Source organism: Brachyspira pilosicoli P43/6/78, from assembly GCF_000325665.1.
GTDB classification, from domain to species: Bacteria; Spirochaetota; Brachyspiria; order Brachyspirales; family Brachyspiraceae; genus Brachyspira; species Brachyspira pilosicoli.
Genome location: NC_019908.1, coordinates 2,199,006 through 2,212,662, shown reverse-complemented (window position 1 = coordinate 2,212,662; position 13,657 = coordinate 2,199,006). Strand labels below are relative to the sequence as shown.

Sequence of the window (13,657 nt, the reverse complement as noted above, 5' to 3'; positions counted from 1 at the left end):
ATATTGCAAGCATATTTTTGATAGTCTTAAATATTTATTTTTTTATCAATCTAAATATTATGTAATTTACAAAAACTTTTATTTTTTTACTATTCTTTTTTTAAATAAATTAAAAATAGAAATAAAGTCTTCATTCTTTAAAATAACATTAGATATCACATATATTATAACACCTATAAATATAACAACAAATACTTTTATTATAAAAATTATCCTTGTACTATTTAAACTATCTCTAAAAATATAAAATCTGCTAGAATAAACTGCCATAGCCATAATAATACTAGATAATAAAGTTTTAATAGTATTAATTTTACCTCTATTAAGCGAAAAAGCCATATTCATTCTTTTCATAAGAAGTATATATAATATAATAAAAGAAATAATGTTTGCCAGTACGCTTGAAATAGAAATACCTATAATATCAAAATGAAATATATAAACGCATAAATAATTGCTAATAGCATTAATAATAAAAGCAAAAAAAGCTATATATACAGGAGTTTTCATATCTTTCATAGCATAAAAAGACTGAACAACAATCCTATAACTAGCAACAAAAAAAAGAGAAATAGATAAATACCTCAAAGCATTAGACACAAGCAAAGTAGATTTTTCTGAAAAAGCACCATATTGAAAAATCATAGCAACAATTTCTCTTCCAAGTATCATAAATCCAAAAGTAGCAGGTATAGTTATTAATGCCACCAACCTCAAAGAATAAGATAATGTATCTTTTGCCTCATCATACTTCTCATTAGCTATTAATTTGCTTAAAGTAGGAAGCATAACAGTAGCTATACTAACAGCAAAAACTCCCAAAACAAACTCATGTATTCTATTAGCAAAAGTAACAGCCGATACCCTGCCCTCTCCAATAGCACCAGCAAAAGCAGTAGATACAAGCAAATTAATCTGATAAATACTAGCACCAAATATACCAGGAGCAAATAGTTTAATCATCTTTATAACATAACTATCTCTAAAATTAAAATTAGGCAAAAAATTAAAACCAAGCCTATTAACAAAAGGAATCTGATAAGCAAACTGCACCATTCCTCCAATAAGTACCGCTATAGCAAAAACATAAGACATATTATTAAAAACATTAGGAAGCAAAAAATAAAATATTAATGCTAAAGATATAATAACAATATTAAGAAGTATTGGACTTGCTGCAGATATAGAATAATATCCCCTCACATTCAAAACACCTTGCATCAAAGCGGCAAGTGAAATAAACAAAAGATAAGGAAACATTATCCTTGATAAATCAACAGCCAAACTATAAGCCTCATAGCTTGCCGATTTATAAAGCAGCTTTACTAATAAAGGTGAAATTATTATACCGATAAAAACTATAAATATTAGTATTAATGACAATAATGTAAAAACAGCCCTAAAAAAACTTTGGAAGCTTCAATACCTTTATTTTTTTCAAGGTCAGTAAAAACAGGTATAAAACTAGCAACCATATTGCCCTCAGCAAATAATCTCCTCAAAAGGTTTGGAAGTATAAAGCCTATTGCAAAGGCATCTGCTATAAAACTAGTTCCAAGTAAAATAGCCTGTATCTGGTCGCGTACAAGTCCAAAAATCCTGCTTATGGTAGTTACAACAGACATCTTCAAACTTGATTTTACTATACTTTCTTTTGTATTTACTTTCTCATTTTTCTCTTGCATACAATTATCTCTTATATCATTATTATTTATATATAACTATTATTAATTAAAATAAGAAAAATACTGAAATTATATTATTGATTAATTATTCTTTTTTGTCTTCTTCTTGCAAAGTTTTTTTATCTTTTTTTAAAGCTTTCTTCTCTTTTTTTAGAGCTTTCTTTTCTTCTTTTAAAGCTTTTTTAGCTTCTTTCAAAGCCTGCTTCTCCTCTTTTTTTAATTCCTTAGCCCTAATTTTTTCTCCCTTAGCTTCCTTCTTAGCTTCTTTTTTAGATTCTTTTAAGGCTTTCTTTTCTTCTTTCTTTAATTCTTTAGCTTTAATTTTTTCTAGCTTAACTTCCCTCTTAGCCTCTTTTTTAGCATTTTTTATAATTCTCTTTTTAGCTCTATTTACAGAAATCTTTTCAAAAAAAACTAATATCCAAAACTTTATATAATCACAATATAAAAATATTCTAAAAATATTTCTTTTAAGATAAAAAGACTCATCTTTATTTGCTTCAATTATTTTCAAACTCGGTGATTTTTTCTTTCCGCAAAAACAGTCCAAAGGTCTAGACATAGGCACACATAATTTCATACCTAATTTACCATTGTTTTCATTGAACCAATACAAAGATTTTTTAAAAGGCATATATATAAAAAATACATCTGGATTCATTTTTTTAAATCCAATAAAAGCCTTATCCAATTCTGATTTATTTTTTGTATTTTGATAAGTGCCAAGTATACTAATATCAGGATATATTTTTTTCATTTTTTCGGTGATTGTAAAAAAATACTTCTCTTCATCACCAAATAAAAACATAGTCATCTTTCTTTGTTCTATATAAGATAATATATCAGAAAATAAACTAAAGTCTTTAATATATTCTAATTCTTCTTTATATATAAACTTATATGCTTTAGAGATGGAAGGATGGGCAGCAATAACTAAAGAAGCATTTTCTATAATATTTTTTAATTTTTTATTAAAACGAACATTTAATAATTGATGCACATCCAATGTTACTATCAGAACATCATTTCCATCTTTTAGTTGATCTAAAGCAGCATATAAATCATTGTTAAAAGTATCTATTCTAATACCTAACAAAGAATTTTTATTTATCATAAAATGTTAAATCCTATAATTATATAGCAAGAGTTCTGCACAACTCTAAATCTATAGGATCAACTTTAGGAACTTTTTTAACAGCATCAGCCAAAGGAGTGTAAGTATATTCACCTTTCCATATACCAACAGCAACATTTCTCTTACCTTCTAATAATGCCTTAACTGCAATATAACCAAATCTTGCAGCCATAAGACGTTCACGAGAAGTAGGAGAACCGCCTCTTTGCATGTGTCCAAGTATAGTAACACGAGTATCAAAACCAGTTTTACCTTCTATTTGTTTAGCTACCTCCATAGCTCCGCCAGACTCATCTCCCTCAGCAACCACTATTATAGAAGATTTTTTACCTCTCTTTTTTGCTATTTGTAAGTTTTCTACTATTTTGTCAATATCAGTAGTAGTTTCTGGAATAAGTATGTCTTCAGCACCAGAAGCTATACCAACTTCTAAGGCAATATAACCAGCATGTCTTCCCATAACCTCAACTACAAAACATCTTCCGTGGCTAGTAGCAGTATCTCTTAATTTGTCTATAGCCTCCATTGCAACGTTTACAGCTGTATCATATCCTATAGTATAATCAGTACCAAATATATCATTATCTATAGTACCAGGTATACCAATAACAGGAAACTCTTCATGATGATTAGCAAAATCTAATGCTCCTTTATAAGTACCATCACCGCCTATAACAACCAAAGCATCTATTCCGTTATATTTCATATTATCAGCTGCTTTTTTCATTCCTTCTTCAGTTTGAAACTCTGGAGACCTTGCAGAAAACAAAATTGTACCGCCATGATTAATAATGCCGCCAACAGAACCAGCATCCATTTTATAAACATTATTATACATTAAACCCTGATACCCCTCTCTTATTCCAACTACCTCTAAACCATTAGCTATAGCTGTTCTAACAACGCTTCTTATAGTAGGGTTCATTCCTGAAGCATCTCCTCCACTTGTTAATACTCCTATTTTCTTTATATCAGCCATATTGAAATAACTCCTTATAAAACATATAATGTTTAATTATATTATTATTTATTTTATCTAATTTTTTGTTATATATATTATATATTAATAATAAAAGAATTGATATACAAAAAAAGAAAAAAAATAAACATGATAAATTCACAGTACATTGAAATAATTAACATCATAGAAAATAAAAGATGGGATAAGCTTAAATATCTCTTAAACGATATGCACCCTATAGAAATAGTGGACATAATGCGTATATTAGAAAGCAGTAAAGATAAAACCATTCTTTTTAGATTATTATCCACAGAAAAATCAGCTTTAGTATTTGCAGAATTAGATGCTAATGAACAGGAAGAATTAATATCTTCTATGAACGATAAAGAAATAGAAGAGTTAATGCATGAAATGAGTCCTGATGACAGAACTTCTCTTTTTGAAGAGCTTCCAGAAGAAATAAATAAAAAAATATTTTCTTTAATGGAAAAAGAAGATTTGGATATCACTAAAAAATTATTAGCATATCCTGAATATAGTGTCGGCCGTATAATGACTACGGAATATATATCTATCTCTCCGAACTTCTCTGTAAATCAGACTTTAGAATATATTAGAAAATACGGAAAAGACTCTGAAACTTTTGAGGTTATATATATAGTTGATAATAAAAATACATTATTAGGATATATTTTATTAAAAGATTTATTATTTGCTAATAGAACTGATATAATAGAAAATCTTATGCATACAGACATTATATATCTTTCTGCATATTCAGACCAAGAAGAGGCTGTACTTGTTGGAAGGAAATATGATTTATTATATATACCTGTAGTAGATGCCAAAAATGCTTTAATAGGGATTGTTACTATTGATGATATATTTGACATCGCTGAAGAAGAAGAAACTGAAGACTTTCACAAATTAGGTGCTATAAGTATAGATGATGACTTTACAGGAAATATTAAACAAGCACCAATATTAACTTTATACAAAAAAAGAATTACTTGGCTTTTTATATTAGTATTTATAAATATATTTTCTGGATATTTTATAGGAATATTTGAAGAGACTATAAGCAAATATGTTTCTTTAATATTCTTTTTACCGCTTCTAATTGACAGTGCTGGAAATGCCGGAGCTCAATCTTCCACGCTCATAATAAGAAGTTTATCGCTTGGAGATGTAAAAAAAAGCGACTGGCTGTTTATGTTTTTTAAAGAGATTGCTATATCTTCTATACTTGGTATTACTATGAGTTTAGCTGTTTCGCTTCTTGCTATATTTAGAGGAGGATTAATGATAGCTTTGGTGGTATCATTATCTATGATATGTGTTGTAGTGATAGGAAGTCTTATAGGGTTATGTTTGCCTTTTATATTTGTTAAATTAAAAAAAGACCCTACTACAAGCAGCGTGCCTTTAGTAACTTCTATTTGTGATATTACAGGTACTTCTATATATTTATTATTAGCAAGCATTATACTCACAAAAATTAATATATAAATACTATATCAAAATAATTTAAAAAATAAAAAACGAATGTAATATTAAACTATTCCGATAATAATTAAAACTATTTCAGGAATTTTAATTATGAAAAAATATATAGTTTTAATATTTATATTTGCTGTATGCACTATATATGCAAACAATTATGAGAGTATGATAAAATCAATGCAATTAGAAAATATAGAAGAACTATCTATATCAGATGAAAACTCAACTATTACATTCAATCAATTAGCAGAATATTATGCAAGCATAGTAACAGACAAAAATGCAACCCCTGAACAATTAGAAGCTTTAGGAAATATTATTAAATTGTGGACTGATACTATAAACCAAAACTTCTCTAAAGAAGAAATATTTACTAAATACAGTACAGTAACATCAACTCTATCATCTATGTCTATACTTCTAATATTAAGAATAGCAATAAAAGACAATAATATACCAACAGAAGAAATGCAAAAAAGTATTTATGAATCAATTAATAATAAATTTATACCATCATTTGCACAATTTAAAAATGACGGCTGGAAAACAGATTTTAACTTTTATGTAATAAATATGTCAGCTGCAGTTTGTAAGTGGTATGAAGATAAATCTAAAAAACTAGATTATCCAGATTTCAAAGTATGGAGAGACGGAGATTTTTAAATTTTAATATATAAATAAAAAATATTCACGGAGGAATAAAAATCATGGAAGCACAAGTTCAAGAGAGAGAAGATGTTATCACTATTGAAGCTAAAGATGACATTAGAACTTTAATTACAAAGTATAAAGAGCAAAATATTATAACTATCACAAGCAAAAAAATTAAAGCATTATAAATAGCAAATAAAAGGCAATTATTAAAAATAATGGTTGCCTTTTTTAGCTAAAAATATAATTTGAATATTTATATATTTTTAATAATTATATTCTAAACTAATCTCAAATATATGCTCTAAAATCTCATCATTTTTTAAAGGCGTATAATAATTAAAAGTAAAACTAAAATTATTATAGTTTATAAGAAGCTTAGTATTTAAATCCATTTTATAATTAGGTGAATGAGAGAAATAAGTTATTATATTAAATAAATTATTAAGAAAAGATAAATAAAGCCCTATAGAATAAAATGAATGACTATCCTCATAAAAGTATTCCACATATGGACTAAGTATAAAATCATAATTATAAACAAAAGTATAATTTATTCCTAAAAGGCTTTTTATATCATTAAGACTTTTTCCAATATTATCACTGCTTAAAATATTGTAAGTAACATTTCCATAAAGCTTAAAGCCTATATCAAATATATATGAAGCCTCAAAACCAAGCATTAAATTATTTTTCTTTTGTAAATCATAAGTATATTTGGTTATCCCCATTAAACCCAAATGAGAAGAAGAATATTTTAAATAATACCAAGAAGTATAATACTGCGGTTCTTTTAACAAGTCTATTGATTTGGTGTCTGTTATAAATCCTATAGAGTGGGTAATATTTCCTTGATAAAAATTAAGCTCTGTATTATATAAAGCCTCATAATCATTATACAACACGCTCTCACCCACAAACATATATTGCCTATTAAAACCTTCACCAAAATGGAACTTTCTCTTTCCTATATAAAAGCCTAAAATTTCATTTATATAATTAAACTGTATTTCATCAAAATTAAAAGAAATATAAGCGTTATTGTCATTTTGTTTTATAAGCTTTCCATTATCATAAATAAACTCTCTATTGTCTTTGGTATATATTCTAATTGCAGGCTTAAATGAAAAATAAAAATTATTATTAAGATATTCAAAACCTAAATAAAAATAAGTATCATTGCTTAATATAGAATTTGGTATATATTCATTTTCTTTTAAATCTATATAACTAAAATTATTTTTTATACCAAATTTAGGAGTGATATCAGCAAATACCATAGATGATACAGCAAATATAAAAAAAGTTAAATATATTTTTATGCGATGCATTTATTACCAAATATTTTTTATTATTATTTAAACAAACTAAAAAGCATTTTCATGTTCTCGCTTCTAAAATATGCACTTGATGAACTTGAAGGCTCTATTTTTGATATATTGCATATTGTGCTTGTATTAGTATTAATAATCAAATTATAAAACTCCATATCATTAAAATAATTATCTTTTATTTTGTATATACCTCTTTTTAATGCTTTTCCGCTATTATCAAAAAAATCTACACTATAACCGCCTGCAATTTTTTTGAGTGTAGCTTTAGCATAAGGAACACTCCTATTTTTCTTTACTAAATTTATTTCTTCATCACTCACAACTTTGTCAAGTTTATAATCATCAGTAAAGTTTATAGACATCAAATCATTCATATTAGCAGCACCTGTAACAACATAGCTTCCTGAAATTTTTAAAGGAGAAGTCTGATTTCTTGACTGCACAAAAAATCCCTGATTATTAGCAAGAAAAAGAGTATTATTATTTTTTAAATACATCAATTTATAATCTTTTCCAACTATCATATCAAAATTATTAACTTTCTTTTTGCCGTCTTTTATATCAGTGAAAGTACCTGACATCTTGTAACTTTTTCCATCTCTATTATAAATTTTTACAAAATCATCAAATATATTCTGACTATACAAATTAAAAGATAGAATGCTTATTATAAATAAAATTTTAATTATTTTGTTACACATATTTTATTACCTCTATTATAGGCATTTTAATAACCTTTATTATTGGATAAATACCTGCTAATATTGATACAGATAACACCCATGCAAATATTAAAACAGTATCTTTAAATGTTAGTAATAAGCTTAAAGGATAACCGTCAGTAGCACCAGGAAATTTCATTATAAAGTTTGAAGCATTTAATATACTAGCAGCACCGTAAGAAATAATTATTGAAATAAGAGAACTTAATACTGCCATTATAATAATTTCCAAAAATAAAAGCAAAGTTACATTTTTTATATTTATTCCTAATGCACGCATTGTACCAAACTCATTTAAACGCTCTAAAAAATTTGTTGTAAGCATCTGCATAACCGAAACAAATACTAATATGCTTAATATAAATAAGGCTATTAAATAATTATTAGTATTCATCTCTATTACAGAAAGTAAAAATGCATTCAAATCCTTCCAATCTTTAGCCTCATAGTTGAGATTATTCTCATTAAAATATTGATTAAGATTATTTTTTATTTCAGTTGCCTTTTTATAATCTTTTAAATATACGAGCAAATTATGAGCATTACCATACTCAAGACCAAATATTTCATAAATAGCATTTAGAGGTGAGTAAATAGTAATAGCATCTGAAGCACTGTTATTTAAAGAAATTGCCCCTACAGCCATTAAAGAACCTAAACTTATACCCTCTCCAAAATCTGTCATTAAATTTAAATAAGGCTCTTCATTATAATTAAGATTAAAAAACTCTCCCAAATCTTTACCCAAAACAAAAGTATTAATATCATCATCAAATATAGGAGTTCCTTCTTTTATAGAAACTGTTGACATTATTTTTGAAGGTTTTTCATAAGCATAACCTGAAAAGAATTTACTTTTACTTTCATTGCCTACAAGCCCGCTTATATCAAGTTTTTTCTGATAATCATTAACTTCGCCTATAGTATCAAGTTTTTTATAAATTATGTCAAAATCGTTATTACTAAGCATATTAATTTTTTCGCTTTTTGTATCCCAATAAGATTTATCAGCTATTACAACAGAGCCTCCGCTTGTATTAACGCTTATAATAATACCTTCTTTTGTAAAGTTATTATATCCGCTTATCATCATAAGTGAAATAAAAGACACTATAATAAGTATCATATTTAGAATTGTTCTGGTTTTATTATACCAAAGATTATCGAATGCTAATTTTATTATATTCATTTATTTATCCATTATAATTATTATATTTCGGGGACTAGTCCCCGAACCCCTACTTCTTTTGTTGCCACAAAGAAGCAAAAAGGCTACATTATAACTTTAATTTAATAATTTCATCTTACAGTAAAAATAGAATATGCAAGATTTAATTACTAATTTTATACTTGCACTTTTTGCAACTTTTTGCGGCTGGAAAAAGTTGAAAAAAATTTAAAACATAATATTTAATGTATATGGAAAATAACTATTATTTATATATACATTAATTTAGTAATAATATGCCCTCTCTCATAATATATTTTTTGTCCGCATAATCTTCTATCAATTCATCATGCGAAATAAAAAATCCTATGCCGTTTCTTTTCTTTATAGTCTCTCTTATATATTCATAAATAAATTTGCTCGTTTCTGTATCCAAATTCGCACTAATCTCATCGCCGAATATATAAGGAGCTTCGCTTACCAATGCCCTTGCAATTGCAACTCTCTGTTTCTGACCTCCTGAAAGCTGTTCTGGTTTTTTATTTTTTAAATTATCTATTTTTAAGTTTTCTAATATTTCATTAACTTTTTTATTGATATTAGAAGAACTCTCATTTAAAAACTTAAGAGGAAGTGCTACATTATCAAACACACTCTGAGTTTTTAAAAGTTCAAGCGACTGTAAAATAAGTCCTATATTTGAAAGCCTGAAACTGCTTCTTTCTTTATCGCTTAATTTTGAAACCTCATCATTATTCCAATAAACGGAACCTTCTGTAGGAATATCTATGCTTGATAATATATGAAGAAGTGTACTTTTACCAGCCCCAGAAACTCCAGCAACCCATACAATTTCACCATCTTTTATTTCTAAACTAATGTTCTTATTTGCAGCTATATTATAATCTTTAGTTTTATATATTTTTGATATGTTTTCACATCTTATCATAATTAAAAATCAGCACCCTCCGCACTCAAAAATCCGTCCTTACCTTTATCATAAGAACTCTTTAATAAATATCCGTAAAAACCTTTAGGATACATTTTTAAAGCTTCATCTAATTCTTTAAAAGCCTTGTCTGTTTCATTTACTTTCATATATGCCATAGACCTATAAATATAAGCCCTATAAATCATATAATCTGGCAAATTACTCGTATTATTTAAAGAACTTATTACAGAATAAAAAGCAGCGTTATTATAAAAACCTAAAGTAGCTATTTGCCACATTCCATATACTTGTTTTGCTCTTATATTATTTTTATCTTTTAATAATGCCAAACGAGAATAAGTATACATATCAACTATAACACTATAAGGGTATTTATTATTAAAAAAAGCAAGTGAAGTAAAAGAGTTTGCAAAGTTGGCATAAGAAGCATAAATATCAGAAGAGCCTTTTTTGAAAACTTTATCTTTTTTAAGGTTATTATATATCTCTCCTAAAGCTTTATAATCTTCTTCAAAAGTTCCGCTTGCAATAGATACATTAGCCCAAAGACTGTAGCATTCTATACTTAAATGCATTTTCTCTTCTTCGCTTAAATTGCTGTTTTTAACTCTATTTAAAATATCCTTAGCTTCGCTCGTTCTTACAAGTCTTGAGCCTGAATGGTATTCATTATTTTTATTATCTATTTCTTTTAATATAGCATTAGCCTCGCTTGAAATCTCTCCGTATAATCCGCATAAAAAGAAAACGTTAATAAAAATCAAAACAATCACTCTAAGCATTTTAATATCCTTATTATAGCAATTACAATTTTTTATTTTAATATTTGCAGGGCTTTGCCCCGCACCCCAGTTCTTTTATTGGTATAAAAGAACCAAAAGAACTGCATTTTATAAACTCAACTTTAGGTATAGCTAAAATATATATGTTATCTTATATTTTATATATATTCAAAACATATAAAGCTAAAAAACTTGCACTTTTTGGTTCTTTTTGCGGCGGGAAAAAGAACAACAAAAAAATTGATAAACTTAAAAATTTTTAGTATATTTAATCATATCTTAATTAAACATTCCTTTTCCTTTAGCGTTCATATCAACAACATTCTTTATAAAAGCTCCTTCTGGAAATATATCTTTTGCCATCTTCATATATTTCTCATAATTAGCTTTATCATTATTCTTAAAATAAGCCTGAGAAGTCCATAAATAAACTATATGCTTTTCCCATTTCTCTTTAGCATTGCTTTCAGCTTTTTTAAATATTGGAAGCGATTTATCTATTCCTCCCCCTACAAACTCTGGGCTGTATGCTGTGAGTATTGCTTTACCTAATAGAGAAGGAAAATGATTAGCATTAATTTTTAAAGCATTATCATATATCTCCCCAGCCTTTCCAGAAAGTTTTACAACCTCATTAAATGAAGAATAATTAATAGCACTGCTCATCACATCAGCAACAGAAGCCATATAATCAGCATCTTTTTCTGTTAATAATGGAGTATTCTTTTTTATATTATCATTCAATAATTTGTAAGATTCCCTTTTACTTCTAGGATTCATATATATATCCATAAGCAAAATAAGATTCTCATAGGTTTGCTTTTCTGTCTTTCCATAATTTCCGTTTTTTATTTTTTCTATAGCCTTATATAAATCACCAGCTTTATTGGTATTAGCCATATAATAAAGATTATAAAGTTCATTAAAATCTCTGCTGTACGAAAAAGCCGAAAAACTAAAAATCAAAGTTAAAAATAAAACTGTAAAAATCTTTCTCATTATAAACCCTCCTTAAAATACTATAGTGCTGATTATCAAATTCATAACCAAACTATTATTATTATCAACACCGAAAGTCAATTGTAAAGGTGTTGAGCCGTAGAGATTGTAGCCTATTCCGCCTCCTACAACATATAATAAATTGCCTTTATCAATACTACTTTCAAAATATTTTCCATACCCTACATTTCCAAAAGCAACTAAGTATATATCATTAAAACCAGAAGGAAGAAATCTCATAAAAAACTTATATTCAAGATGTACAAATGTAAGAAAGTCCATGTTTTTAAGATGTGCTTCCAAATTACTTAAAGGCATCATCATAAGAGAGTATAAATACTTAAACCCTATAGAATATTTTTTCTCGCTTTTATCAAAATAAGCACTGTATCCTATATAAGGCATAATTCCAAGCTCGCCCCAATAATGAAAAAACGAATAAGGCATACTAGCTGAAACATTATAAGAATACTGCTTTTCATTAGGTATAATGCTCGCACCCACTCCAGCATTAAACTTTAATTTATTAACTCCGTCATCTACAAATGTAGAACTTAAACCAATATTTTGATTAATCTTAAATATAGAACTTAATCTATAAACCTCTCTTTCAGAAGTTAATATTTTGCCTATATTCATTCCATAATAAATACTTACATTATCAAAAGAATAGCCTAATTTGAGTTGGCCGTAATATTCTAAATCTTTATAATTAAACGTAGCAAATGGAGGAGTTATTCCTTGTTTGTAATTTAAATCTATAAAAAATCTTCTGTATCTGTATTCCATTCCAAGATTGGCAAATATTCCAAATGATGATTCTGCACCATAGTCAAAACTTATTCCTACACGCGGAACATATACAAAATGTGAATTCTTTTTATACGCATATCCTAAATCAACAGAAAATGGAAATCCAAAATAATTATAACTATAATGAAAACCTGAGTTTACAAAATCATTCTGAGCAAAAAGGAAACTTGACAATATAAAAAATATTAATAGTAATTTCTTCATAAAACGCAACTCACATATATTCAACTATATTAATATTATAACAAAAGTATTATGTCTGTCAATATACTTTGTATAAAATATCAATATTTTTTATTTCTTATATTCAAATATACTGCTTCTAAATAAATAATAATCTGCAATTATAGAAATAGTCCAATTTAATATACCAACAAAAGGCCACATAAACCACAAATAATTATTATATTTATATGTGATGACATTTACAATAATCATTATCACAGAATAAATTACAACAGCAATAATAGAGTTTTTTAAATTAATTTTATATATATCATAACTATACTTTCTTATTTTAGGTTTTATATTATCAGAGAAATTCCAAAAAGAATAAATAACTATATAAATAAATAATACCAAATAAAAATAAGGCATAGTAAGTTTATAACCTATTTTAGTAGTTTCATTAAAAAAAGTTAAACTATCTATAATCACACCAAAAGTAAAAGCTAAAATAGCTGTAGAAAAAGATGATATTAAAACTGTTAATATTTTTATATATAAATTATGTACAATTTTTGCATCTTTGCTTATATCTTCAAAAACTTCATCAATATTGCCAAGCTCATCTATAGATTTACTGCAAGCTTCTTCATATTTCATTCCATTTTTTACATAATGCTGAACTTTAGAATTAAGCATATCTTTTATTTCATCTAATTGCTCAAGGACTTCTTTAGTATTAGGGTATTTCTTTTTAATATTTTTATAAAACTCATTAATATTCATC

General features: G+C 26.6%; 13 protein-coding genes and 1 pseudogene. 3 read left to right on the top strand and 11 right to left on the bottom strand.

What is annotated here, in order from left to right; genetic code table 11:
* Positions 1-78: 78 nt before the first annotated feature.
* From murJ to pfkA, 3 genes and pseudogenes are all read right to left on the bottom strand, one after another.
* Positions 79-1,685, bottom strand: a pseudogene (gene murJ, locus BPP43_RS09980) (murein biosynthesis integral membrane protein MurJ).
* A gap of 85 nt (positions 1,686-1,770) precedes the next feature.
* On the bottom strand, positions 1,771-2,799 hold the full coding sequence (locus BPP43_RS09975; RefSeq protein WP_015274856.1) for a WecB/TagA/CpsF family glycosyltransferase: 1,029 nt from the start codon (positions 2,797-2,799) through the stop codon (positions 1,771-1,773).
* 19 nt (positions 2,800-2,818) lie between these two features.
* Positions 2,819-3,799 carry a 6-phosphofructokinase gene (pfkA, locus tag BPP43_RS09970; RefSeq protein WP_013243849.1) on the bottom strand — a complete coding sequence of 327 codons (981 nt, stop codon included), beginning with the start codon at positions 3,797-3,799 and terminating at the stop codon, positions 2,819-2,821.
* A gap of 129 nt (positions 3,800-3,928) precedes the next feature.
* Here pfkA and mgtE point away from each other — a divergent pair, with 129 nt between their 5' ends.
* The 3 genes from mgtE to BPP43_RS12585 all read left to right on the top strand — a co-directional run bounded on the left by mgtE (position 3,929) and on the right by BPP43_RS12585 (position 6,123).
* Positions 3,929-5,290, top strand: coding sequence for a magnesium transporter (gene mgtE / locus BPP43_RS09965; RefSeq protein WP_014935367.1), 1,362 nt, complete (start codon positions 3,929-3,931; stop codon positions 5,288-5,290).
* A gap of 90 nt (positions 5,291-5,380) precedes the next feature.
* A complete protein-coding gene (locus BPP43_RS09960) occupies positions 5,381-5,947 on the top strand; it encodes a hypothetical protein (RefSeq protein WP_013243852.1) in 567 nt (188 codons plus the stop codon).
* Between the two features lie 44 nt (positions 5,948-5,991).
* The gene (locus BPP43_RS12585; RefSeq protein WP_013243853.1) at positions 5,992-6,123 is read left to right on the top strand and encodes a hypothetical protein; all 132 of its coding nucleotides are present in this window, start codon (positions 5,992-5,994) and stop codon (positions 6,121-6,123) included.
* A gap of 78 nt (positions 6,124-6,201) precedes the next feature.
* On the opposite strand, the gene BPP43_RS09955 is transcribed toward BPP43_RS12585, so the two are convergent.
* From BPP43_RS09955 to BPP43_RS09915, 8 genes are all read right to left on the bottom strand, one after another.
* Positions 6,202-7,266 carry a hypothetical protein gene (locus BPP43_RS09955; RefSeq protein ID WP_015274855.1) on the bottom strand — a complete coding sequence of 355 codons (1,065 nt, stop codon included), beginning with the start codon at positions 7,264-7,266 and terminating at the stop codon, positions 6,202-6,204.
* Between the two features lie 23 nt (positions 7,267-7,289).
* Positions 7,290-7,970, bottom strand: coding sequence for a hypothetical protein (locus tag BPP43_RS09950; RefSeq protein ID WP_015274854.1), 681 nt, complete (start codon positions 7,968-7,970; stop codon positions 7,290-7,292).
* The gene (locus tag BPP43_RS09945) at positions 7,963-9,180 is read right to left on the bottom strand and encodes an ABC transporter permease (RefSeq protein WP_015274853.1); all 1,218 of its coding nucleotides are present in this window, start codon (positions 9,178-9,180) and stop codon (positions 7,963-7,965) included. The genes BPP43_RS09950 and BPP43_RS09945 overlap by 8 nt, the downstream gene beginning before the upstream one ends.
* 259 nt (positions 9,181-9,439) lie before the next feature.
* Complete coding sequence (locus tag BPP43_RS09940; protein ID WP_015274852.1) at positions 9,440-10,108, bottom strand: ABC transporter ATP-binding protein; 669 nt, start codon at positions 10,106-10,108, stop codon at positions 9,440-9,442.
* A gap of 2 nt (positions 10,109-10,110) precedes the next feature.
* On the bottom strand, positions 10,111-10,893 hold the full coding sequence (locus tag BPP43_RS09935; RefSeq protein ID WP_015274851.1) for a hypothetical protein: 783 nt from the start codon (positions 10,891-10,893) through the stop codon (positions 10,111-10,113).
* A 279-nt stretch (positions 10,894-11,172) separates the two neighbouring features.
* Positions 11,173-11,895: a hypothetical protein gene (locus tag BPP43_RS09925; protein WP_041752840.1), complete on the bottom strand. Its 723-nt coding sequence runs from the start codon at positions 11,893-11,895 to the stop codon at positions 11,173-11,175.
* 9 nt (positions 11,896-11,904) lie between these two features.
* A complete protein-coding gene (locus tag BPP43_RS09920) occupies positions 11,905-12,909 on the bottom strand; it encodes a hypothetical protein (RefSeq protein WP_013243861.1) in 1,005 nt (334 codons plus the stop codon).
* 90 nt (positions 12,910-12,999) lie between these two features.
* Positions 13,000-13,656, bottom strand: a complete 657-nt coding sequence (locus BPP43_RS09915; protein ID WP_014933810.1) for a permease prefix domain 1-containing protein — start codon at positions 13,654-13,656, stop codon at positions 13,000-13,002.
* Position 13,657 lies beyond the last annotated feature (1 nt).

What these genes read in the sequence shown, in the direction of transcription:
- BPP43_RS09975 (WP_015274856.1), bottom strand. Translation starts at nt 2,799, where the DNA reads ATGATAAATAAAAATTCTTTGTTAGGTATTAGAATAGATACTTTTAAC.
- pfkA (WP_013243849.1), bottom strand. Translation starts at nt 3,799, where the DNA reads ATGGCTGATATAAAGAAAATAGGAGTATTAACAAGTGGAGGAGATGCT.
- mgtE (WP_014935367.1), top strand. Translation starts at nt 3,929, where the DNA reads ATGATAAATTCACAGTACATTGAAATAATTAACATCATAGAAAATAAA.
- BPP43_RS09960 (WP_013243852.1), top strand. Translation starts at nt 5,381, where the DNA reads ATGAAAAAATATATAGTTTTAATATTTATATTTGCTGTATGCACTATA.
- BPP43_RS12585 (WP_013243853.1), top strand. Translation starts at nt 5,992, where the DNA reads ATGGAAGCACAAGTTCAAGAGAGAGAAGATGTTATCACTATTGAAGCT.
- BPP43_RS09955 (WP_015274855.1), bottom strand. Translation starts at nt 7,266, where the DNA reads ATGCATCGCATAAAAATATATTTAACTTTTTTTATATTTGCTGTATCA.
- BPP43_RS09950 (WP_015274854.1), bottom strand. Translation starts at nt 7,970, where the DNA reads ATGTGTAACAAAATAATTAAAATTTTATTTATAATAAGCATTCTATCT.
- BPP43_RS09945 (WP_015274853.1), bottom strand. Translation starts at nt 9,180, where the DNA reads ATGAATATAATAAAATTAGCATTCGATAATCTTTGGTATAATAAAACC.
- BPP43_RS09940 (WP_015274852.1), bottom strand. Translation starts at nt 10,108, where the DNA reads ATGATAAGATGTGAAAACATATCAAAAATATATAAAACTAAAGATTAT.
- BPP43_RS09935 (WP_015274851.1), bottom strand. Translation starts at nt 10,893, where the DNA reads ATGCTTAGAGTGATTGTTTTGATTTTTATTAACGTTTTCTTTTTATGC.
- BPP43_RS09920 (WP_013243861.1), bottom strand. Translation starts at nt 12,909, where the DNA reads ATGAAGAAATTACTATTAATATTTTTTATATTGTCAAGTTTCCTTTTT.
- BPP43_RS09915 (WP_014933810.1), bottom strand. Translation starts at nt 13,656, where the DNA reads ATGAATATTAATGAGTTTTATAAAAATATTAAAAAGAAATACCCTAAT.